The sequence below is a fragment of the Candidatus Velamenicoccus archaeovorus genome (assembly GCF_004102945.1).
In the GTDB taxonomy this organism is placed as follows: Bacteria; Omnitrophota; Gorgyraeia; order Velamenicoccales; family Velamenicoccaceae; genus Velamenicoccus; species Velamenicoccus archaeovorus.
The window spans coordinates 476,486-499,192 of the sequence record NZ_CP019384.1; the positions used below are offsets into that span (position 1 = coordinate 476,486).

General features: G+C 53.4%; 24 protein-coding genes. 20 read left to right on the forward strand and 4 right to left on the reverse strand.

Features of this window, described 5'->3' with window-relative positions; genetic code table 11:
* Window positions 1-206 precede the first annotated feature (206 nt).
* The 15 genes from BU251_RS01760 to BU251_RS01825 all read left to right on the forward strand — a co-directional run bounded on the left by BU251_RS01760 (window position 207) and on the right by BU251_RS01825 (window position 11,643).
* A complete protein-coding gene (locus BU251_RS01760; protein ID WP_128699187.1) occupies window positions 207-407 on the forward strand; it encodes a cold-shock protein in 201 nt (66 codons plus the stop codon).
* Window positions 408-521: 114 nt separating this feature from the next.
* Window positions 522-731: a cold-shock protein gene (locus tag BU251_RS01765; RefSeq protein ID WP_128699188.1), complete on the forward strand. Its 210-nt coding sequence runs from the start codon at window positions 522-524 to the stop codon at window positions 729-731.
* Between the two features lie 3 nt (window positions 732-734).
* Window positions 735-872, forward strand: coding sequence for a hypothetical protein (locus BU251_RS09380; protein WP_164908812.1), 138 nt, complete (start codon window positions 735-737; stop codon window positions 870-872).
* 346 nt (window positions 873-1,218) lie between these two features.
* Window positions 1,219-2,358, forward strand: coding sequence for a radical SAM protein (locus tag BU251_RS01770; RefSeq protein WP_228767829.1), 1,140 nt, complete (start codon window positions 1,219-1,221; stop codon window positions 2,356-2,358).
* A 273-nt stretch (window positions 2,359-2,631) separates the two neighbouring features.
* Entirely contained in the window at window positions 2,632-3,180 is a 549-nt protein-coding gene (locus BU251_RS01775; RefSeq protein WP_128699189.1) for an archaemetzincin family Zn-dependent metalloprotease, read from the forward strand.
* Window positions 3,180-3,494: a Smr/MutS family protein gene (locus BU251_RS01780; RefSeq protein ID WP_128699190.1), complete on the forward strand. Its 315-nt coding sequence runs from the start codon at window positions 3,180-3,182 to the stop codon at window positions 3,492-3,494. Before BU251_RS01775 ends, BU251_RS01780 begins: the two co-directional genes overlap by 1 nt.
* Window positions 3,495-3,788: 294 nt before the next feature.
* Entirely contained in the window at window positions 3,789-4,493 is a 705-nt protein-coding gene (locus BU251_RS01785) for a hypothetical protein (protein WP_128699191.1), read from the forward strand.
* A 19-nt stretch (window positions 4,494-4,512) separates the two neighbouring features.
* Complete coding sequence (locus tag BU251_RS01790) at window positions 4,513-4,914, forward strand: PilZ domain-containing protein (RefSeq protein ID WP_128699192.1); 402 nt, start codon at window positions 4,513-4,515, stop codon at window positions 4,912-4,914.
* Window positions 4,898-5,500 carry a hypothetical protein gene (locus BU251_RS01795; protein WP_128699193.1) on the forward strand — a complete coding sequence of 201 codons (603 nt, stop codon included), beginning with the start codon at window positions 4,898-4,900 and terminating at the stop codon, window positions 5,498-5,500. Before BU251_RS01790 ends, BU251_RS01795 begins: the two co-directional genes overlap by 17 nt.
* 9 nt (window positions 5,501-5,509) lie before the next feature.
* Window positions 5,510-6,229, forward strand: coding sequence for a hypothetical protein (locus BU251_RS01800; RefSeq protein ID WP_128699194.1), 720 nt, complete (start codon window positions 5,510-5,512; stop codon window positions 6,227-6,229).
* Window positions 6,230-6,248: 19 nt separating this feature from the next.
* Complete coding sequence (locus BU251_RS01805) at window positions 6,249-7,007, forward strand: AsmA family protein (protein ID WP_128699195.1); 759 nt, start codon at window positions 6,249-6,251, stop codon at window positions 7,005-7,007.
* A gap of 206 nt (window positions 7,008-7,213) precedes the next feature.
* Entirely contained in the window at window positions 7,214-7,444 is a 231-nt protein-coding gene (locus BU251_RS01810; RefSeq protein ID WP_128699196.1) for an AbrB/MazE/SpoVT family DNA-binding domain-containing protein, read from the forward strand.
* Between the two features lie 4 nt (window positions 7,445-7,448).
* Window positions 7,449-8,708 (forward strand): TolC family protein, encoded by a 1,260-nt coding sequence (locus BU251_RS01815; protein WP_128699197.1) that lies wholly within the window; start codon window positions 7,449-7,451, stop codon window positions 8,706-8,708.
* Entirely contained in the window at window positions 8,698-9,660 is a 963-nt protein-coding gene (locus BU251_RS01820) for an efflux RND transporter periplasmic adaptor subunit (RefSeq protein ID WP_128699198.1), read from the forward strand. The genes BU251_RS01815 and BU251_RS01820 overlap by 11 nt, the downstream gene beginning before the upstream one ends.
* A 15-nt stretch (window positions 9,661-9,675) precedes the next feature.
* Window positions 9,676-11,643, forward strand: a complete 1,968-nt coding sequence (locus BU251_RS01825; RefSeq protein ID WP_128699199.1) for an ABC transporter permease — start codon at window positions 9,676-9,678, stop codon at window positions 11,641-11,643.
* Between the two features lie 95 nt (window positions 11,644-11,738).
* Here the strand turns inward: BU251_RS01825 and BU251_RS01830 are convergent, their stop codons facing one another.
* Together BU251_RS01830 and BU251_RS01835 are read right to left on the reverse strand one after the other, a co-directional pair.
* Window positions 11,739-12,203 carry a PTS sugar transporter subunit IIA gene (locus BU251_RS01830; RefSeq protein ID WP_164908813.1) on the reverse strand — a complete coding sequence of 155 codons (465 nt, stop codon included), beginning with the start codon at window positions 12,201-12,203 and terminating at the stop codon, window positions 11,739-11,741.
* A gap of 150 nt (window positions 12,204-12,353) precedes the next feature.
* Entirely contained in the window at window positions 12,354-12,839 is a 486-nt protein-coding gene (locus BU251_RS01835) for a hypothetical protein (RefSeq protein WP_128699201.1), read from the reverse strand.
* Window positions 12,840-13,003: 164 nt separating this feature from the next.
* Between BU251_RS01835 and BU251_RS01840 the strand changes: the two genes are divergently transcribed.
* Together BU251_RS01840 and BU251_RS01845 are read left to right on the forward strand one after the other, a co-directional pair.
* Window positions 13,004-14,131, forward strand: coding sequence for a glycosyltransferase family 4 protein (locus BU251_RS01840; protein WP_128699202.1), 1,128 nt, complete (start codon window positions 13,004-13,006; stop codon window positions 14,129-14,131).
* Window positions 14,132-14,529: 398 nt separating this feature from the next.
* Window positions 14,530-15,891, forward strand: coding sequence for a chloride channel protein (locus BU251_RS01845; protein ID WP_128699203.1), 1,362 nt, complete (start codon window positions 14,530-14,532; stop codon window positions 15,889-15,891).
* Window positions 15,892-15,928: 37 nt separating this feature from the next.
* On the opposite strand, the gene BU251_RS01850 is transcribed toward BU251_RS01845, so the two are convergent.
* Together BU251_RS01850 and BU251_RS01855 are read right to left on the reverse strand one after the other, a co-directional pair.
* Complete coding sequence (locus tag BU251_RS01850; RefSeq protein ID WP_128699204.1) at window positions 15,929-17,581, reverse strand: glycosyltransferase family 2 protein; 1,653 nt, start codon at window positions 17,579-17,581, stop codon at window positions 15,929-15,931.
* Window positions 17,578-19,062 (reverse strand): PEGA domain-containing protein, encoded by a 1,485-nt coding sequence (locus tag BU251_RS01855; protein WP_128699205.1) that lies wholly within the window; start codon window positions 19,060-19,062, stop codon window positions 17,578-17,580. The genes BU251_RS01850 and BU251_RS01855 overlap by 4 nt, the downstream gene beginning before the upstream one ends.
* A gap of 340 nt (window positions 19,063-19,402) precedes the next feature.
* Here BU251_RS01855 and BU251_RS01860 point away from each other — a divergent pair, with 340 nt between their 5' ends.
* The 3 genes from BU251_RS01860 (at window position 19,403) to BU251_RS01870 (ending at window position 22,692) form a co-directional block, all read left to right on the forward strand.
* A complete protein-coding gene (locus BU251_RS01860; protein WP_128699206.1) occupies window positions 19,403-19,747 on the forward strand; it encodes a hypothetical protein in 345 nt (114 codons plus the stop codon).
* A 144-nt stretch (window positions 19,748-19,891) separates the two neighbouring features.
* Window positions 19,892-20,152, forward strand: coding sequence for an ArsR/SmtB family transcription factor (locus BU251_RS01865; protein ID WP_128699207.1), 261 nt, complete (start codon window positions 19,892-19,894; stop codon window positions 20,150-20,152).
* A gap of 23 nt (window positions 20,153-20,175) precedes the next feature.
* Window positions 20,176-22,692, forward strand: a complete 2,517-nt coding sequence (locus BU251_RS01870) for an efflux RND transporter permease subunit (protein ID WP_128699208.1) — start codon at window positions 20,176-20,178, stop codon at window positions 22,690-22,692.
* Window positions 22,693-22,707: the final 15 nt, after the last annotated feature.

Here is a 22,707-nt window from a genome sequence, read left to right on the forward strand (position 1 = left end):
GACGGGGAATCCTGCTAAAATAAAGCCCGTAGTGAACAAAGATTAGAAATCTCAGGACCGCAGGGGGTGGGATAACTAACCTTGCGGTTTTTTTTGTAGTGTCATTGTTAGGCCCGTTAGGAGCAGAAGTATCTAGCAGCTAACAAGCGATGCGGATCTCTAATGGGTTGTTGCTATAATCAAACAAGAAAAGGAGGTAGCAAACAATGGCAAAAGGAGTTGTGAAGTGGTTCAGTAACCAGAAGGGTTACGGATTCATCACCCCTGAAAACGGCAAGGATGTCTTCGTGCATCACACCGCGATCAAGGGCGAAGGTTACAAGTCTTTGGATGAAGGTCAGCAGGTCGAGTTCGACATCGAACAGGGCCCCAAGGGCGAGCAGGCGGTTAACGTCGTCAAGCTATAACCTCAGATAATCCAGCAGGGTCCGGCATCTTTTGATTGCCGGGCCCTGTTTTTTGTCTACAGCGTTTCCCCGCAAAAGAGTTTTGCTGGCGGCGGGGTACAAGGAGGCCACAAGATGCATACCGGAAAGGTAAAGAAATTGGTCCGAGATAGAGGTTTTGGTTTTATCAGCGATACCGACGGCAGTGAGGTCTTTTTTCATCAGAGCAGTCTTGTCGACGCCAACTTTGACGGCTTGAGCGAGGGGGCGGCGGTAGAATTCGACGTGGAAAAAACGCCCAAAGGACCGCGGGCGATCAATGTGCGTACAGGGCAAAAGGCATAAGACATGAAAAAGATCAAGGTCGCACGCAGGGGCCGCAAGTGCAAGCATCCGAGCTGCAGGATCACGCTTAGTGTTTATAATCACGGTTGTTTTTGCTGCATGCACCAGAATAAAGCGAACATCGAGGCGGACACAAAGTAGCGCTGCGTCGAATAAAGGCGGTCTGTCTCTTGCGATATTGACAAATACGGTATCAGGGGGTATGTTGAAAATAGATAGGTGTGGGAGTGGTGCAGTTTGAAGGGGTAAATCCGCCACTTTAAAAACACACGGCGCTTATATGGTATTGCGCCGGTGTTCGGCTTTCTGCCGAAATAAAAACCTTCATCGGGTCTATGTGCCCGGTGAAGGTTTTTTGTTTTAATCCCACGGCCAGAAATTCCCGGCTCTGGCCCTGCCCCCAGAGTATCGGAAAAATATTGAAGAGATTTTTCCGATATCTTACGATGCGGGGTTATCTCGAAGGCATGCACGTGCGGGGTATCGGATGACGCTCCTCATCAGAAAAACGCTGGATACGACGGAAAGACTCGAGATCCTTTCACAGGATTCCAGGTATGATTTGGCCTGTGCCTGCGCAACGCGCGACGATGAACACCGCCGCAGGTCCGGGGACGATAAATGGATCTATCCTGTTGTCCTTCCCAACGGCGGCTCGACCTATCTGTTTAAGACGCTTCTTTCCAATGTCTGCATCAACAACTGCAAATATTGCCCTTTGAGAGCCGGCGCAGATGCCCGGCGCTGCAGCCTTTCGCCCGAGGAATTGGCGCGGATGTTTTTGGAATATTACAGGGTCCGCCGGGTCTCTGGGCTTTTTTTGAGCAGCGCTGTGAGCGACGATCCGGATGCGACCATGGAACGCATCAACCGTACGGCCTTGATCTTGCGCCGGCTGCATTTCCGCGGCTACATTCATTTAAAGGTCATCCCCGGCGCCTCTGACGCGGCGATCCGTCAGAGTGTCGCCTTGGCGAGCGCCGTCTCCTTGAATATCGAGGCCCCTGGCGAGGAATATTTTAAACAGCTCAGCACAACCAAGAATTATGTCCGCGACATCATCCGGCCCTTGGGGCTTATCAGCCGTCTGACAGCCAAGGGTTCTGTTTTCAATAGGGTCAAACAGACGACGCAGTTTGTCGTTGGTGCCTCTCTTGAGACGGATAGAGACATTATCCAGAGTTTATGGAAATTGTACAGGGAGGCGGGTCTCGACCGCATTTACTTCAGCGCCTACCAGCGCGGCGCCGGCGCGGCCGACTTGCCTGGAGAACGTTCGCGGGCGACCAATGGCGATCTGTTGATGCGCGAACATCGCCTTTATCAGGCCGATTGGCTTATTCGGAAATATGGGTTTCGGGCCGACGAGATCCCCCTGGAAGCCGGCGGCAACCTGTCCTTGACATTCGATCCCAAAGAGATGTGGGCCAGGATGCATCCGGAATTCTTTCCCGTCAACGTCAACAGAGACGACAGAGACCGCCTTTTGCGCGTGCCCGGCCTCGGCCAAGTGATAATCGAGCGTATCCTCGCCGCCAGAAACAGCGGTTTCCACATCCGTTCTCTTGCAGACCTTGGCAAAGAAACCAAGGTCCTCGCCAAAGCCAAAGACTACGTGATATTTTAATGAGGCCATAACTTACGCCTGCCTTTGGCCCTGGCCTTGCCCTCGGCCTGCCCTTCGGGCAAGGCCAGGGCCAAAGGCAGGCAGGGAACCGTCGCGTTGCTCATGGTGCGTAAGTTATATGGCCGAATTATTTCGCCGCATTCTGCGGCGAAATCAGACCCTTCCTTTATATGGAATGAGGAAGGTCTACCCCTTGTGGGTTAACCGGGAAAAACCGCGGTTTCCCCCGGGTAGATTCTTTGCTTTCTACGTTCCTCAGGGTATAATAAAGGCATGAAGATTTTTATTATTCCCATCGAGATGGTCCGTGGCGGTATCTTTGACGATCTCAGGCGGGGCCTGACGCAGGTTTTCTCTGCGGATGTCGAGATAACGGCCAGGAGACCGATCACGGAGGAGGCCTATGATTTTCAAAGGCGCCAGTATTATGCCAATGCCATCTTAGACGACCTCGCCGACGAATTTATCATCGATAAGAAAAAGGAAAGGGTGCTGGGTATTCTAGATGCCGATATGCATACAGACCCTATGAATTTCATTTTTGGACTCGCCAACCACAAGACCGCCTGCAGTCTGGTTTCGCTGGCGCGTCTGAGACCTGAGTTTTACGGCCGCAAAGAGGACAAGAGATTGTTTCATTCCAGGATCGTCAAAGAAGCGATACACGAACTCGGCCACACCTTCCGGCTTGGGCATTGCACCGATTGGCGCTGCGCCATGCATTTTTCCGATTCCGTCGAGGATACCGACGCCAAGAAAGCGGGTCTATGTCTCGCCTGCCGCAGGAAACTTTCGTCCCGCTTGCTCAAGGAGGTTCGTTAATGGCGAAGATCAGGCTGGATCTGCACGATATTTTCAACAAAGGGCAGGCGATCGATGCCGAGCTTTGCCGTGTCATGAACGAGGCCGTAAGCAAGCGGATCCCGTTGGTTGAGATCATCACCGGCAAAGGGAGCGGAGAGCTCAAAAAACGTGTTTTGCGTTTTCTGGATCAGCCGGCAATAAAACAGCTCTACCACCGGGTCGAGAAAGACGATAAAAATTTCGGTCGTGTTTTCGTGCATTTCAAGCCCATGTCCGATCGCAAGAAAATAGGGCTATATGGATATTCTTCTGAGAACAAAAGAAGCTTTTGAAAGGGTGGATTTGTTGTTATGGGAGGAATAATCGTTTGACATCGTTGTCAAAGGGCGATATAAAAAGCGTAAGTAAATGCGAAGCTCCGCTGGAACATCTGTTCGCTTGTCTCGGCCTGTCCCGCCTTCGGCAGGGCAAGGCCAGACAAGCAGGCAGACGGTTCGGCGGCTTCCTTGGGTTGTAACGGTACTTGAGGGCATGGATGCCGTATCCCGCAAGAAGAAGCCAAGAGCGTTGTAAGCGCGTTCTTGGTTTTTTCATGGGTGGCTTGTCGTCAACATGGAGGAGAGTCCATGGATAAGATGGGAGAGGCGCAGTTGAGGAGCGCTCTTCGACAGAAGACGAAACAGGAACTCTTGGATATTTGGGTCGGGAACAAGCGGCATGAGTGGCCGGACGGCGCTTTCGATGTTATCAAGGAAGAGTTGGCCGCCAAAGGGATCAAACCGCCGGCGCAGAAGAATCTTGAAGAGTCGATGCTCAAAGGCCGCGATTATCGCAAGGATGTGGGGCAGCCGTTTTTTGCGGTCTCCCAGAAAAAACTGGCCCTCATGGCCTTCTTTACGTGGGGTTTTTACGAGATCTATTGGTTTTACAGGAACTGGAAATTTTTGAAAGAAAAACACGATTTCAAGGTGAGCCCTCTGGCCAGAGGTATCTTCGGGCCGTTGTTTTGTTACAGCCTTTTTAAAATTGTCAGGGATTATAGCGATCAACACCAGGCTGGGGCCGATATGAAAGCCGGCGCCCTGGCGGCGTGCTACATTCTTATGATCGTTACATATAAGCTGCCGAGTCCGTTTGATCTGATTTCGTCGTTTTCTTTCATTCCGCTTTTGACCGTCCAGAGGGTCATCAATAATCTTGGTCAGCGGTTGTCGCCGCAGGCCCAGGTGGACGGTCGGTTCAACGGCTGGAATATTTTCGGTATTGTCATCGGTTCGTTTTTGTGGGTTCTTGTTATTTTAGGTATCATATTCCCGGAAACCGGGAAATAAGTCATTCGTCAGGAGGGACATGGAGGAAAGAAGGGGTTATGTCAGGGTGGGCTTAGACGTCATGGTCAGGTGGAGGACGCAGGCGGAGTCTTCGGCCGGCCGGCCGCAGAAAAAAGCCCAGTCGAGAAATATCTCCGTCGTCGGGATTTGCCTGATTTTGCGGGAACCCGTGGGTATCGATGAAACATTAGAACTTGAATTTACGCTGCCCGGCGGCAGCCTCATTCAGGGCCGGGGCAGGGTGATATGGTTGGGTAAAATTGATGCCGGCAAAGATAAGCATGCCGCGGGGACCGGAGCTTTTAACGCGGCCGGCATCAAGTTTTTGGACATCAGCGAAGCAGACAAGAAGGAAATCGCCGATTTCATCATTCATCGCCTGAGCCGGGGTCAGCAGCCCTTGCATGAAAATGAGGAATAAGACGGCTCTTTTTTTCAGGTACCGGCACGGTCTCTTATTGTTTGCGGCAGGATGCTTGGTTTTTGTCTTTGCCTTGACAGATGCCGCGCAGGCTCAATCAGCGGCGGAATATTCGGCCTTGACAGAAGCTGTGGCTGCGGCCGCAGCAGCCAAAAAAGAAAAACCAGAGGGCACCGGCGCTGAAAAAAGGGCTGGGCGGGAGAGCCCTACGGCTGCAGATGCGGCGGGTGAGGCCGTTACAAAGGCCTATGGGGAGGACGGCGAGGCGTTTTCAGCCAAAGGCGACACCCTTCTGAAGCAACTCGGCGGCACACCGCAGGCCGATGCATCCGCGGAGAGCAGCCCCAGGACGGCAGAACCCAGGATGATCGAGTTTGAAGATCGGGACGGACCCGCGGCGGGGGGAGGCGGAAAGAACGGCGAGGCCGAAATTCCTGCCGGCCAGGGGATCAGGGTTTATCTTAAAGACGGTCATGTCGTTGAGGGAAAATTGTTGGAAGAGGCGGACGGCCGCTGCCAGGTTCAGACCGGCGGCGTGTCCCTGACGTATTTCAAAGACGAGATCCAAAAAACAGAGAAATTCTAGAGGGGGACCATGGAGCAGTGTCATGTCTGCGGGAGTCATCGGAAAGTGTGTTCGGCCTGCGGAGCGGAGTTGCATAAGCGTTTTGATGATTTTATCGTCCGGGCCGAAGTTATCTATGCGATCTTTATGGCTTGGGGATACGCGTCTTCAGCCGAGGCGGTGATCCGGGCCAAGAACTGGGTTGCATTGCCGCTCTTGGTCGTCAGCACTTTTGTTTTGATCAGGTTTTTCTTTGCGCCGACGAGGAATTTGTATACGGCCGCCTTGCTTGTCGAGAAACACAGAAAGTGGCGCTGGGTCGTTTTCGTCCTCGATTTCCCTCTTTTGTTGTTTCATTCTTTCGCTTACTACTCCATGTGCCTGGCTATCGGCGGCAGCGAGGAGAATGCCTATAGATTTTTTGAGTGGTTTGTCTGTTTGCTGGCGGCCAATGTCGTCTGGCTTTCTACGATTGCGCTCCGGATGAAGCTTTTTAAAAAGCACGCCCACTATTGGACCTTCATCAAATGGTGCGTCAATAATTTCATTTCCATTGTTTTATTTTTTGTCGCGTTTGTGGCATTCGGCGGTACGCCGGGGGCATTCTTCGACATGTTTTTTTCCAAAGACATCCCCATGGTCATCGCTGCGTCTGGCGCCGCATTCTGGGCTTTTTTCGGAGTCGCTTTATTGAACTGTATTGCAGATGTCGTCTTGACAGCATCGGATTATTTGGGGTTTGACAATTAGGACATTCCAGGGAGGTATTGTGAAGATCGTCAGGACTTTTTCAATCATTTTGGGCGTCATCTTTCTTGTCATCATCGTTCTTTTTTGCACGACATTTGCGGTCGTCAAGCACCTGAAGATCAAAGACTTGGTCGAGCAGGAGATCGAACAGCAGTTGGGCATCAACGTCATGATACAAAAACTGACCTACTCGCCGCTATTGACCCATGTCTGCGCCGAAGGGGTCACCATCTATAATCCCGTGGGCTTTGACGAAAAAGAGCTGGCGTATATCAACGCGATCCATCTCGTCTGGGACCCGGGGGCCGTCATCACTCAAAAGAAACCGAACGTTTATCTTTTAGCCGTCGACCTCGAACGGCTCTCCATCATCAAGAACCTGGAGGGCAAGGTCAATATCAAGGAACTGGTGCCGATCAAAGACTCGGGGGCCGTCGGCAAAGATAAGACGCCTTTCTTTTTCGACGTTCTTGTGTTGAGCATCGGGACGGTCAACTATACGGAATACACCCCCACCGGTAAAAAGGCCCATCTCTATACCATCGGCCTCAAAGACCAGGCATTCGTCCGGCTCCAGGATGAAAACGAGGTCGTCAGACTGATCATTTACAAGGCGATCCAGAATACGGATGTCGGGAAATTAATCAACCTGGCCCTTGCGCCCGCCCTGTCCGGCGTCTCCGATACGATCGACGCTGCCTGGGGGACGGCCAAGACAGGCGCCAAGAGCGTCCTTCAGATCGCGTCCATGCCGTTCAAGATGATATTAGGGAAGTAGTTTTTCCTGCCTCCAAAATTCCCGGAAAAAATGACTTGCATTCTGTACGGTGTGTAGGTATAATAAATTTAACATTTCTAACATTTCATACAAGTCATACTTGAGGGTTTGGTGTACGGGTCAAGAGGCGCAAGTTAAATGACCGCTTGTGTTTTATTAGGGAACGCATGTAAAAGAGTCTGTCGGAGTCATGAAGGAGGAGCGTTATGGATCATTCGATGCATCCTAAGGTCTACGGGACCGTCACCCTGGGCGCCAAAGGCCAGGTCGTCATCCCCGTCGAGCTGCGCAAAAAGCTTAGTCTCCACGCGAATGACAAGATGGTCGTTTTGTCGAAGGGCAGAGGCATGATCGGGCTGGTGCCCGTCGAGGAGTTCAACCGGTTCCTGACGGAAATTTCCATGTTGCGCGAAGCTTTTGAGGCCAAAACGAAATAACGCGATGAAGCTACGCCTGTTTTTTTCCATGGTTTTTACCGTCATCCTGTGCCGTCCCGTTTGGGCGGCGGAGACGTTGACGTGGGGGGATTGCGTCCGGGAGGCGGCCAAGAACAATCCCGACCTCGTCGTGGCCGTCGAAGGTGTCAAACAGTCGACGGCGGACAAGCAGATCACGGCCAGCACGCTTTATCCGCAGGTCACCTCAAGCGTCAGCGGCACGACGGGTAAGGCCGCCGGCGGGGGGACGTCGGACACCTATGCCTACGATGTCTCTGGCTCACAGCTCGTCTTTGACGGCTTTAAGACCGTTTCGGACGTCAACGCCGCCAAAGAGAACGTCCAGGCATCCAGAGAGAACTACCGCTTTGTGTCGTCCGATGTCCGCCAGCGCCTGCGCAGCGCCTTTGTCGACCTTCTCTATGCCCAGAATCTTGTCGATGTGACAGAAGACATCATCAGCATCCGCAAGTCCAATCTCGTCCTTATTTCCTTAAGATACCAGTCCGGCCTGGAGCATAAGGGGGCGCTTTTGACCGCCGAGGCCAACCTTGCCGAGGCAAAATTTGAGCTGGAACAGGCCAAAAGGGACGTCACGGTGGCGCAATGGCAGTTGACCAAAGAAATGGGGCGAAAAGGTTTCGCGCCCCTTGAGGTCAAGGGTGATTTTGAGGTGACGGAATCGCAAGGACAGGAGCCGGATTTTCAGGCCATCGCGGCTAAGCATCCTTCCCTGCAAAAGACGGTAGCCGAAAAGAATGCCGCTGTTTACGGCGTCAAATCCGCCAAGGAAAACTTTTTCCCCGTGGTGTCGGCCGACACAAGCATCGGCAAATCGGGCAGCCACTGGCCGCCTCAGTCGAATACATGGAGTCTGGGGTTGGGGTTGTCTTTGCCGTTGTTCGAAGGAGGCCTTAAAACCGCCGAGCTCAACCGGGCCAAGTCGCTTTTGACAGAGGCCCAGGCCACCGAGCGCAGCACCAAGGATACCGTCCTGGTGACCCTGGAACAGACGTGGGCGCTCTTGAAAGATGCCGTCGAAAACGTGAGCGTCAAACAGAAATTTTTGATTGCGACCGAAGAACGTTCCAAGATCGCCCAGGCGCAATATTCGATCGGCCTGATGACTTATGACAACTGGACGATCATTGAGGACGATCTGGTGTCGGCGAAGAAAAACCTTTTAAACGCCCAGGCCGCCGCGCTTCTGGCTGAGGCCGATTGGATCCTGGCGAAAGGAGAGACCCTGGAAAATGAAAAATAATCTGCGCAAGTTAGGTATCGGGCTATTGGTCGTGGCGGGTCTTGTCATCGTGAAAATGGCGGTCTTCAGGGGCGGCGGGGCGGGGAGCGAGGAGGGGCGCATCGTCAAGCCCGCTGTCGGGACGATCCATACGATGATCTCGACGACGGGGACCGTTCTTCCCAAAAACCGCCTGGAGATCAAGCCGCCGGTCAACGGCCGTATCGAGAGCGTCCTGGTCAAAGAAGGCGAGAAAGTCAAGGTGGGGCAGATCTTGGCGTGGATGAGCTCGACCGAGCGCGCCGCCCTCCTGGATAACGCCCGCGGCCAGGGGGAAGAGGCGTTGAAATACTGGGAAGATGCTTACAAGGCGATCCCGCTGTCGGCGCCGATCGACGGAGAAGTGATCGTGGCGACGACCCAGCCCGGCCAGACCGTGACGACTTCCGACGCGGTTGTCGTGCTCTCGGACCACCTGATCGTCCGCGCGCAAGTGGACGAGACGGATATCGGCAAGATCAGGGTGGGCCAAAAGGCCTATGTGGAGCTGGACGCCTATCCGGACACGAAGATTTCCTGTGTCGTCGAGCATATTTATTATGAATCCGAGACCGTCAATAACGTCACCATCTATAAGGTGGATTTGAAGCCGCAAGAAGTGCCTGAGTTTTTCCGCTCAGGCATGAACGCCAACGTTGAATTCGTGGAGGAAGGGCAGTCCGGCGCGTTGCTTGTCCCGCAAGAGGCCGTCTTTACGGATAACGGCGAGACGTTCGTATGGGTCTACCGCGGCAAGGGCGAGACACCCGAGAAGCGCGCGGTCAAAACGGGCCTCTCGGATGAAGAAAACACGGCCATCCTTTCGGGGTTAAGCAAGGACGAAGAAGTCGTTATCACGTCGAAGAAATATGACGTCAGCGGCAACTCTACCGGCGGGACAAACCCGTTCATGCCGTTCCGCCGTAAAAAATAGGGATCGGGCCGGGCCATGATCACCATCAAGAATATCTCCAAGACATATCGTATGGGCGAGATCGAGGTCAAAGCCCTGCAGGGAGTTTCTTTGTCCGTCTCGGCGGGCGAGTTCATCGCGATCATGGGGGCGTCCGGCTCGGGAAAATCCACGCTCATGCACGTTTTGGGGCTGCTTGACCGTCCGGACAGCGGCGAATATTATCTCGGCACAAAGCGCATCAACGACCTTAGGGACGAAGAGTTGTCGGCCATCCGCAACCGTATTGCGGGGTTTGTCTTCCAGCAGTTCCATCTCCTGCCGCGCCTTTCTGCGCTTGAGAACACAGAGCTGCCGTTGATCTACGCCGGCAAAAGACACTTGAAAGAGCTGGCGCAGGAACGGATCAAGCAGGTCGGTCTGGCAGAGCGTGCCCATCACAGGCCCAATGAGCTTTCAGGAGGCCAACAGCAGCGTGTGGCCATTGCGCGCTCTTTGGTCAACGATCCGTTTATTATCCTTGCGGATGAGCCGACGGGGAACCTGGACACGAAAAGCCAGGCTGAGATCATGGGCCTGCTCAAGGATTTGAATAAACAGGGCAAGACTATCGTGCTCGTCACCCATGAATACGATGTGGCGCAATATGCCGACCGCATCATCACGATGCGCGACGGCCGTATTATTTCTGATGAAAAACGCAAGACGTCTGCAGCTGTCCGGCCCGACAGCAGCGCCGATAGCGTCGTGGAAGAGGCCTTGGCCCACGGTCTGGCCGTATCCCGGAAGACAAAATTTTTTGAATATCTGCAGCAGGCGTCTTCTGCGATGTTTTCCCACAAGATGCGCTCGTTTTTGTCCATCCTGGGGATCTTGATCGGTGTGGCCGCCGTCATCGCCATGCTCGCTCTCGGGACAGGCGCCAAAGAGTCCATAGAAAAACAGCTGGCGACATTGGGGTCGAATCTCCTGATGGTGCGGCCGGGGTCGCCCAAACTGGGCCCTGTGGCGCTTGAATCCGGAACGGTGACACGTTTTACATTCCAGGATGTGGAGGCGATCAAACGTTTGACGGATGTGGTCAGACGCATCAGTCCTTCTGTGACCGGCAGGGGGCAACTTGTATATGGCAACAAGAACTGGAATACCCAGATCGAGGGCGTCGACGTGGCTTACGAAGAGGTGCGTTCTTCAAAGCCCCAGATCGGCCGTTTTTTCAGCTCCGGCGAGGTTACGTCCCGCGACAAGGTCGTCCTGTTGGGTTCGACGGTCGCCAGGGAGCTTTTCGGGGATGCCGACCCGGTGGGTCGGACGATCAAGATCAACCTGCAGAATTTCAAAGTGATCGGTGTCCTGGCGCCCAAGGGGGGAGGAGGGTTTCACGACCCCGACGATACGGTGTTGATCCCCATCACGACCGCCATGTACCGCCTTCTCGGCAAGGATTATATCGATTCCATGTATGTGGAAGCAAGAAGCTCCGACGTCATCGATGAAGCCGAGGAAGCCATCAAGCGCGAGATCATCAAGAGGCATCATTTGGACAAGGATGAGGAGGACACGTTTCAGATCCGCAATATGAGCGATATCCGCCAGACGCTGGAGGCGACGACCAAGACCATGTCCATGCTTTTGGGTTCCATCGCCGCCATCTCGCTGTTGGTCGGCGGCATCGGCATCATGAACATCATGCTTGTGTCCGTGACGGAGCGCACGCGCGAGATCGGCCTGCGCAAGGCCATCGGCGCCAATAACAGGGATATCATGGTGCAGTTTCTGATCGAGGCGGTCCTGATGGCGATCATCGGCGGCGTTGTCGGCATTCTTTTGGGCAGCGGGATCGCCATGCTCATGGTCGTTTTTGCCGGCTGGGCCGTGCGGGTCTCCGTGTTCTCCATTGTTTTGGCGACGACGTTTTCCCTCGGCGTGGGCATTATCTTCGGCCTCTGGCCTGCGCAAAAAGCCTCGGAACTTGATCCTATCGAAGCGCTGCGATACGAGTAGTCCTTCTTCGGCAGAGCCAGACTTCCGGATCCAATCGAAAAAACTTCAGACACGCCTTATCCGAAACACGGCAGGGCTGGAAAGGTCCATCGCCATCAGGCTGTCGCATGGGTTTTGTGGGCGCTTGTTTTTTGTTTTTCGTTCATCGAGACCAAGATTTGCCTGATTTCTTTTTCGTCTTTCGCCTCGAGGAGTTTTTGTCTGAACTTTTCATTCTTTAGGGAACGGGACAGAAGTCCCAGGACCTGGAGGTAGCCCCTGATTTCGAACTTCGGTATCCCCAAGAGGAAGATCAGCCGGGCCGGTTTCTTGTCTATCGCCCCGAAATCAATGCCATTGCCGGCGCGGCCGAAAACGACGACGAATTTGTTGATGCTGTCCGTTCGGGCGTGTGGAAAGGCTGTCTCATGACCGACTCCCGTAGGTTGGCGCCTTTCACGCTCAAGGACGTCGGCTACAAATTTTTCAAAATTATTGATTTGCGGCGATTCTTTCAGGAAAGCCGCCAATTCACGCACAGCTGCTTCTTTCGTTGCTGCCGAAAGAGAGACTGAGACCATTTTAATATGGGAAAAATTCCAATTTTTCATACGGAGACCTGTGTTTTCCGCCCGCAATCCGTCTTTGAATTTGGCTTGATACCTTTCGCAAAAGATGAAAGGAAGCGGATTTTTAAAGGCGGCGGTTGAGTGGTTTTGTCTTGAATGCTATCAGCTGGAGAAAATCGGCGGGGCGTGAATACAGAAACTCTGCGGAAGGAATGCGCAGTAGAATGGTCCTTTATTGCAGTTTTTGCAGGGGAAAGGAACGATGGCGGAAACAGGGTCGGCTTGCACCTCTGCACTCAACCCGTCAAGGAATACCGGCAGAGGGGCTTTTCCTTCGGCGTCGGTTGTCTTCAAGACAGACCGATTGGTTTCTTTCTCTGTTCCGTCAAGGATGCCTTGTGGCATGAGGAGGCCGGGTTGGAGGAGCGCCATTAATGCCAGGAAGGAAATCGCCAGACAGAAAAACTTTTTTTGTCTCATAGGGGGTATCCAAAAAAATGTCTTGCCTTTACTGGCAAGACGTCGTTGTTGCCGTTGGATCACGCGAGTAGCTTGCCACAGAATTCCATATTTGTCAAGGTAGCCGACGGAAGAGTCCAGCGGCACGGCGGCTTCTCGGTCCTGTTTTTGGCCGCAGGAACAATACAAACAGCTCCCCTATTTTTGGTGTTCAGGATTTTTCTTGCTTCGCTTTTTTTAGCCATGCGCGGCGCTTGGAGCAGATGTGGCATTTGCGAAAATGCCGTCTCTGAGGTATGATAAATAAAACAGCCTGTTTCGGCCCTTTTAGTCCATGCATCGCGAAAGATAATATGAAAATTGCCGTTTTGGGTATTCGAGGGTTTCCGGATATCCGGGGAAAAATTGAATCTTATTGCGAGAATCTTTATCCGCGTTTGGCCGGCAAAGGATGCCAGGCCGTTGTTTTCACGCGCCAGCCTTACGTGATAGAACCCCGGAAGGAATACAGGGGCGTTTCCTTGGTTTCTTTGGACTGTCCGAGAGATCAGTATGCCGAAGCCTTTGTTCATACGCTGAAGGGCGTGCTGGCCGCTCGCAAGCTGAAGCCGGACCTTTTGCATTTTCATTCCATCGGGCCGTCGTTATGCCTGCCTTTGGCGCGCCTCTTCGGCATGAAGACCGTTATGACACATCACGGTCAGGATTATCAGAGCATGAAATGCGGGAAGTTCGCCAGGATGTTTTTGAAGATGGGGGAGTCCCTGGGGTGCAGATTCGCCAACGAGGTCATCGCCGTTTCAGGGGCGATCGCAGCTGATATTCTCAAGCATTACGGCAGGACGGCAACGGTCATTCCCTATGGTGTCGCGGTCCCGCAGGTTTTTCCCGGAGAAACGACACTGGCGCATTTCGCCGTGATGAAACGCAGGTATATTCTCTGCGCAGGCCGATTTGTTCCGGAGAATGGATTTCATCATGCGATCGAGGCCTTTGCGAGATTCCAGTCTGCGAACGCTTCATCTTTTTATCAGGAGTGGAAACTTGTGATCGCCGGTTGGGCCGACCATGAGACCCCATACAGTCAGACATTGATAAAGAAGGCCAGGGAGAACAAGAACGTCGTCCTCGCGGGGTATCTTTCGGGCGCGCGTCTATGGGAATTATATGCCCATGCCGGCCTTTTTCTTTTGCCGTCCTATTATGAAGGTCTGCCACTGGCCTTGCTTGAGGCTATGAGTTACGGCCTTTCATGCCTGGTTTCGGATATCCCGGCCAATAAAGAGTTTGGACTGTCCGAAGACCGCTTTTTTAAGCCGTGGGATGTGGGGACCCTTGTCGAAAAGATCAAGGAATTCGTTGATAGGCCTATGCCGCAGGAAGCAAGGGATGCACAGGCCAGGCAGGTGATGGAGCGCTATCGCTGGGACAAGATCGTAGAGGAGACTTTTCGTGTTTACGAGAAAATCCTGAAAACATGACGCATACCGTCCTCTTTTGGGGCAGGGTTTTGCATGGGGGTTTTCTCTTGAGACAAGGGGCTCTGGTTTTGTTCTCCGGTTGACCATGAGGGGCGCATCGGGGGGATGGGGCCCATTTTGTTCCCAAGGGGGCGGCGTTGGACGGGGGAAGGTATAGAATTTTACCCCGCGCCCAGAATGTTCCGTCTCTAAAGGTTGGGATTGGCGGTGTTCGAAGGCACCGTCGTGGGCATTCGGGCGGGACGCCCTGCCTGTCCGCCTGTCGGGAAGGCGACTGCGGCGGAATTTCGAAAACAAAGGGGCCGCGGATCGCCCGCCTGCTTGTCCGGCCTTGCCCGAAGGGCAGGCCGAGACAAGCGAGCAGGCAAGGCCGTGGGGCTCCACAAAAGGATCGAAGGATGAGAAGCCGCATCTCCGAAGAAACAGCCCTTGTTTATACCGTCATCAAATGGATTGTCCTTGCTGTTTCTGTCGGCATTATCGTTGGTGTGTCCACAGCCGTTTTCCTCCATCTGCTCCAGGCTTCAGTGGCATGGATGCACGAACGGCCGCATTATTTCGTTCTCATGCCTCTGGCGTTTTTCCTGAGCGCCTTCATGATCAGAATGTTGGCTCCTGACGCCGAAGGACATGGAACCGAGAAGGTCATCGAGGCCGTCCACAAACATGCCGGTAAAATCAAGGCGTCTGTCGTTCCCGTAAAACTGATCGCGACGATCATGACCATCGCGTCGGGTGGTTCGGCGGGCAAGGAGGGGCCGTGCGCACAAATTGGGGCGGGTTTGGCTGCAATCTTTGCGCGGTTGATCAGGTTGGATGATTACGATCGCAAGAAGCTCGTTATCTGCGGTATCAGCGCCGGTTTCGCCTCTGTTTTCGGGACACCTATTGCCGGCGCCATCTTTGGCGTGGAAGTCCTTTTTGTGGGGAGCATCCTCTATGACGTTATCCTGCCGTCTTTCGTCGCCGGGATCGTGAGTTTTAATGTTTCTTCTTCTCTCGGCGTCGAATATTTCCATGGGGCCTTGAATTTTATTCCTGTTTTTGACAAGGCCACTTTTTTTCAGGTGGTGGCCGCGGGTATTTTTTTTGGGTTGTGTTCTTTTTTCCTTGTCGAAGTCCTTAATTTCGGCCGTCGTCTGGCGCAGAGGATCGACTGGTGGCCGCCCCTCAAGGGGCTTCTGGGCGGCGCCGCCATGATCGTCCTTGCCCTTGTTTTTTCCGGGGATTATCTTGGGCTGGGCCTGTATACGATACAAGGGTGCCTGTCGGGCGAACACGTGCCGTGGTATGCCTTTATTGTCAAGGCGGTCGCGACCAGCGTCACGCTCAATTTCGGGGGCAGCGGGGGGATCGTCACGCCTCTCTTTTTCATCGGGGCGACGGCAGGGGATTGGTTCGCCCATGTTTTTAATCTGAATGTTCCGATGTTTGCGGCCATCGGTTTGGTGAGCGTTTTGGCCGGAGCAGCCAACACGCCTATCGCCGCCAGCATCATGGCCATGGAGTTGTTCGATGCCAGGCTTGCACCTTTTGCCGCGGTCGCCTGCGTGATCAGTTTTTTCATTACAGGACACAGAAGCGTTTATCCTTCGCAGATCCTTGGCATGAGGAAATCCAGACATCTGGATGTCAAGCTCGGCGAAGAAATAGAAGACGTCAAGACGGTGATCGGCCGGGAGGAAAGAGAGATCGTTAAGTTTTTGCGGCGCTATGCCGGTTTTTTCAAGAAAAAAGAAGGGGGTCCAGGGAAGCAGTAGTACGGCCTGTGATTGGGGATGTCGGAGAGGCAGCTGGTCATTTATCGGCTGCCTTTTTTCTTTCCTTCTCTGTTACCCAGAATTCGAGTCTTTTGGCTAGGGCGAGGCGCGTCTGGGCGTCCAAAGCAGGCATGCCGCTCAAGAAGATCATGATAAAAGGGACGGATAACCATTCCAGGGCCTGTCCCATTTTTGTCCAAAAGGTGTTTTTTGCAGGATTTTTTGGCAGCAGCAGCAAGCTGAGGATGATGCAGTTGAGCAGTCCGATGCTGGCGAGGCTGAAGATTGTTGTCGTGATGCGCGGACCGGTATAGTAAAGCACTGTGTGGCTGAATTCCCGTCCCGCAAACAGGGTCGGGAGCCAGCCGATAAAGGTCAAAAGGAACGGCCAGGTGGCCCAGGAAATGTGGCCTTCGAAAAGCTTGAAGCTGTGCCGCAGTTTTTGCCGCAAGGGTATCGTCGGCGATCCCAGAAAGGCACGCATGAGGATCGGGAAGTTTTCAACGCCCCAGGCCCAGCGCCTTTTTTGTTTATAGACATTGACCAGTGTTTTTCTCCACGTCTTGGCCTGGGTGATGTCCATCGAGAGGGTTGTTGCCAGGGGGATGACGCGATAGCGGCCGTCATAATGGATATAGGATTTCCAGAAGATAGCGGAGTCGTCCGAGATCATATCCACAGGCCAGTATCCGACGTCGACGAGGGCTTGGAAACTCATGCTATGGCTCGAAAAAGTGACGAGTTGTTCGGGGTTCGTCGCTTCGATCAGCTGGAAAAAGGAAGAACCGATGTCTAAGACGCGCGCGAAAGCCGGGGCCTCCCAGATGTTGTTATGGTAGACGGGGATAGGTTGGTAGCTGGCTTGAGTGCGGTTGGGGGTGACGATGTAGCTGTAGGTGAGGCAGTTGAAATAGTCCGGGTTGACTATCGTGTCGGCGTCAAAACAGGAGACGATGACGTTTTCAAAAGGGATGTTTTTCTCCGTGAAGAATCCCACCGCGACCTTTGCGGCAAATGTTGCATTGGCCCCTTTGACGCGCGCCTCGCCTGCAATGCCGTCCGGATGGAGGGTGACGAGGAATTCCAGGAAGCGTCCGCGATATTCGGCGGCAAGCCTTTGGGCGGCGTCCCGGATTTCAGGGGAGGAGCGCTCTTCTACGGCCAGGACGACCAGGATCCGCCGCGAAGGGAATGCCCCTTCAGAGAGGCTTTTGATGCCGGGTTCCACAATGTCCCGCGATTCGCGGACAACAGGCATGATGACAAGTTGGTAAATATCGTCGTAGGACGGCACGGTTTGGCCGCTGTTTTTCAGTTCTGCGAGTTCCCGCCGGTTGATGACCTCCGAGATAATCTCAGGCAACTTGTTCCCGCTGGACGCCGCCTGGGGCCGGCGCAGAGACCTGTCGATATCCCGCGTGTCGTCGATGCGTTTAAGCCAATCTGTTTTTCGTTCCCACGAGAGACGCGCATAAGAAAGGGCCAGAAAAATATTCATGTAGAACAGCCTGAGGATCCAATAAAGATCGAAGGCGATGATCAGGGCTGCGGCAACAAGGGGTTCCCAGAGGGATAGCAGGATGAAGCCCAGAAGGATACCCCAGCTTGTGGCTCCGGGAAGGATTTCAAAGAAACGCTGAAGGGTGCGTTGGCGGCGGTCCAGGTTGCAGCGGCTGTAGGTGAATATCATGTTCCCTCTTGGTTTTCCGTAGATTCCGCCTGCGGTAAAGCGGCAGGGGCATTGCCCGAGACGATGTCGAGCGCCTCAAGCCCTTCTTTTTTGGCATCCAGGTAATAGAGGGTTCCTGTTTCTTCAGAATAGAAAATATTCGTGTTATTTTTGACCTGGACGAGGAATTCGATGTGCGGGGGGCCTTGCGGCACGAGCTCGGCAAGGAATATTTTATCGGCATCCCTGAAAAGGATGTGGGAGCCTTCATAGACCCAGAGGCACTGTTTGATATCTCTGCCTGCTTCAAAGATGTATTGCACGACAGAACCGTTTGAAAAAGGATCGTTGTCCGGGTTGTCGTTCAGGAATTCTACGGTGCCGATTTTATTCTTCGTCCAGAAGAGAAGGCGGTCTCTCTGGTCGTCAAATGAGATGCCTCGGCATCCACGGTCGCATATCCTGTGGGGCAAATGGTTCGTCATAAGCTGCCCTTCGTTTCCCAGAAAGACAAACGTCCCCGGCATGAGTGGGCGGATCTCATAGATACCCTTGGGATCAAAGATGGATGCGCTCAAGGGTGCGTCTGAAAGGATGATTTCCGTGGCGGTTTTGTCCTGGTTCATGCGCAAAAGGACCCCTTCTTGCGAGAGGATATAGAGTTTTCTGTCTTTGGCCCCGAACCCGCGTATGTTTTCCACATATTCTGGATAAATCGCTCCTGTTTGGGGTTTGATCATATCGATTTGGCCTTTGTGGAGGGAATAGATCGTTGACGTATCGTTGGGATCCAAAAAGAACCTTTCGGGGGGCCGGATGACGATCGCAGAAATGTCCGCAAGGGAATCTTTAGCTGGCAGGAGAAGGAGATATTTTATTTCTTTTTGGAGGATGAGAGTCAGGACGGCCTGCGGGTTGTCTTGGATCGTCATCAGATCCTGGAGTCTGGCGTCGGCATAGAGAAAGATCTTGCTGGCAAGGGGTTCCGTGTTTATCTCGCTGCCGTCGAAGAGGTAGTCGTCTTTGAACGTATGGCCTTTGACGAGGATGCAGCTTGGCGTGCCTTCCAGCGGTATGATGTTGACGAAGGCCTGCGTGCTGGCCGTCCGCGGCATCAGGATCTTCGGCAGAAGAAGGACCTTATCGAAAAGAACCGCCTTGCCGGCGCTTACATAGAAACTTTGAGACCATGGTCTGTATCGGTTCAGGAAGACGCGCAGGTTGTATCGACCGGGCAGCAGTTCCGAGAGGATGGCTGGGGAACGCTGGATATAGCGGCTGGGTCCTAAATAGATGGAGGCGCCGGAGGGATAGGTGTTGATGGAGACGAGCCCCGTTTGGACGAGTTTCTGTTCATGCGGCCGGATGATGAAACCAAAGGCATAAAAGAGGACAAGAGGGCATAAGATGAAGTAGAGGATAAGAAAAAAATAAAAAGATGCCCTGCGGATTCCTGGCAGCGTCAACTTTCCGGCTATTTTTTCCAACAGGTTCTTTTGCATCGTTTTTCATCCAGGGCGGACTGATGATATTTTACATTTAAGCCGGATAAGGAAGCAAGGATTATTGTCGGAAGCCGGAGAGCGCTGTCACCCTCTTTCTCTTCGGCATCTTCCTGGGTCTTGCGGACCCATGGGGCATCCTGCGAAGTTTTACGGGGTGGGCATGGGGACATTTCGTCGTCCTTTCCGTTTGACTTTTTTTAGAGGTTGACGTAAACTGGGGCCGGATGGTAAAAAGAGAGACGCTTTTGACTGTCTTTGGCACGATTTATTTAAGGTAAGGCAACTCTTCGCAGTCAGGAGGGTTGCCTTTTTTATCTAACGGGTCGAGGGGGCGGTTATGAGCAAAACCGTACTTGCTGTTCTGATTTTTGCCGTGGGCATGATATGCGTAACGTCGGGATGCGCCAAGAGGGTTGTCTCAAGCGCCAAGGCGATCAAAAAGTCGGAAACGATGTCGACGACCGACCAGAAGGCTGTTTATCTCGTCGGCCAGGCGAAGGCATTCCTGAATTCCAACAACTACAGGGAGGCGATCAAGACGTCTCAATACGTTCTTGCCGGCGTCGACAGAAATTCCAAAGAAGCCCGGGCGATCCTGGAAAAAGCCAAGCAGGGGCTTTCCGAAGAGGCCGATGACATGATGGAAGACGTGAAAAGATCCAGGAAGGCCGCAGCCAAATGAGGTCCGGCGCTTGTTTTTAGGATGGGTTTTTATGAATTTTCCTGTTGAGAGGACCCTGTACAGCCGTCTTGAAAAAATAGAAAAAACCTCTTGACATATCTATCTATTTATCGTAATATTTGGATAAAACGATAAAGGAGATCCATGATGAACGAACAGTCTGCTAGTGAATTGTTGAAAGCGATGGGACATCCAGTGCGTCTGCGGATCCTCAAAGGGCTTATCCGCCACGGCTGCAATGTCGGCAGGATCGTCGCGGCGCTCGGCTTGCCGCAGTCCACCGTCTCTCAGCACCTGTCGATCCTGCGCAAGTGCGGCGTCATCGCGCCCCAGAAGAAGGGCGTCAAGACCTGCTACGAGGTCGTGGATGCGCGCGCGCGAAAGATCGTGGGCGTGCTTGCTTGATAGCGCCGCAAAGGAGCTTTCCCATGATAGACAGAATCGTCGATTTTGCTTTTAAAAGACCGAAAGCGATTTTTGCGATCGCCGGTCTCCTGACGTTCGTGGCGTTGTTGCAGTTTTTGCGCATCAAGATCGATACGGACCCGGAGAATATGCTGCCGGCCAATGAATTCGTCCGGCGTTTTCATCAGGAGGTCAAAAAGGAATTCACCCTCTATGATTATATCGTTGTCGGTGTTGTCGACGAAAGCTCGCCGGCGGGTGTTTTCAATCCTCGGACCCTGGAAGATGTCTATCAGCTGACGCAGGCCATCGGCAAAATCGACGGTGTCGTCGCCTACGATATGATGAGTCTCTCCACCAAAGACGATGTCCAGTCGGACGGCGCGGGCACGGTGCGTTTCCAATGGCTGATGCATGCTCCGCCTTATACGGAGCAGGATGCGCTCTGGATCCGTTCGCGCGCCCTGGCCAATCCCATGTTCTACAATACGCTCGTTTCCGCCGATGGTAAGGCATTGGCGATCTATGTGCCCATCAAAGAAAAAAAGATAAGCTATACGGTCGCCAAAAAGATCGGCGAGCTGACGAAGGCTTATCGAGGGGGAGAGCGGTATTTTCTGACGGGCCTGCCTTTGGCCGAAGACGCTTTCGGTCATGAGATGTTCGTCCAGATGGCCCTTTCCGCTCCTGCGGCCATGCTTGTCATTTTTCTCCTCATGTGGGTTTTCTTCAGGAACGTGCGTCTTGTGGTCCTGCCCTTGGTCATGGCCATGGACGTCGTCATCTTGACGATGGGGGCGATGGTCGGCCTTGGGTTCCCGATCCATATCATGAGCTCCATGATCCCCATCTTTCTTCTGCCGATTTGCGTCCTGGATTCAATCCACCTTTTGAGCGATTATTATGAGGAATACCGCCGCTTTCCGAACAAGGAGGAGGCGATTCGGCATGTCCTGCGCAAGCTCTTCATGCCGAACCTGTTTACTTCCTTGACGACCGTCGCCGGATTTTTTTCTCTTTCCTTTGCGCCGATCCCACCGGTCCAGGTATTTGGCATCTTTGTTGCGATCGGCGTTGCCGTGGCGTGGCTGACGACAGTGCTTTTCATCCCAGCTTATGTGGCGCTTCTGGACGCTTCGCGCCTGGCGACGTTCGGCGTCAGACATGAAGAGAATCCGACCGGACCCGAACACGTCATCCTGGAATTCGCCCGTCATCTTGCGGTTGATCGCTGGAAGCTTGTGTTGGCGGTGACCGTTTTGACGGTGGCCGTTTCCATCATTGGGCTTACACGCATCAAGGTCAACGACAATCCGACAAAATGGTTTTCCAAAAAGCATCCTATCCGCGTCGCAGACATTGTGCTCAACAGGCATTTCGGCGGAACGTACAGCGCGTATCTCGTGATGGAACCGAGAGACAAAAAAGAAGAGGTTTTTCTTGATCCGGCGATGCTTGAATACATCCGCGGCCTCCAAAAATATCTGCTGGAACAGGGGTCGGTGGGGAAGTCGACATCGCTTGCGGATGTTGTCTCCAAGGTCTACGACGAGCTTTTGGGCGGCGACAAGAAAAACGGGATGATCCCGCCGACAAAAGAGGCTGTGGCGCAATGCCTCCTTTTGTTCGAGAATTCGCATAAACCCGACGATCTCTGGCACTTTGTGACGCCGGACTACGACAAGCTTAACTTATGGATGCAGTTGACTTCGGGGGACAACCGGGATATGGCCCTGGTGGTCAGACAGGTTGAGACCTATTTCAAGGAACATCCGGCGCCACAGCCTCTGATCTATCACTGGTCGGGTCTGACCTACATCAATATGGTCTGGCAGGACAAGATGGTGATCGGGATGTTCGTGAATTTCCTTGGGAGTTTTCTGATCGTCCTGTTCATGATGGTCGTTTTGTTCCGGTCGCCCTTGGTAGGATTATTGTCCATGATCCCCATGACGGTGACCATTGTGTTCATTTACAGCACCCTCGGATTTTTCGGCAAGGAATACGATATGCCCGTGGCGGTGCTTTCGGCGTTGACCCTGGGCCTCTCCATCGATTACGCCATTCATTTTATCGAACGGTCGCGCCAGATCTATAAGGTAAGGATGAATTGGCCCGATACGGCCAGGGAGATGTTCGGCGCGCCGGCGCGCGCGCTTGTGCGCAACGCCTTTGTCATCTCTATCGCTTTCCTGCCCCTGTTTTTGTCGAGGCTGGTGCCTTACAATACGGTCGGGTTTTTTATGCTGATGATCATGCTTGTGTCGAGCGTCGGGACCCTTTTGATCCTGCCGGCCATCATTTCGGCGGCGCCTCGGGTCGTTTTCGGCCATCTGGAGCCCGAGAAGAAGGTCAGCAGATGCGCTTGCGGCGAATGCATGCTTTTGGCTGTCATGTTGGCAGCGTCTGTCCTGTACGTTCTTTTGGGTTATTCCCTCACGAGATGGAATGTGGCGACGGTGATCGCGGTCTTTGTTGTTGTGGTATTGGCCGGTATTTGTTTTATTGTCGGCCGCCTTCGCAACAATAGGATGGTTTGAACGTTTGTTAACCTT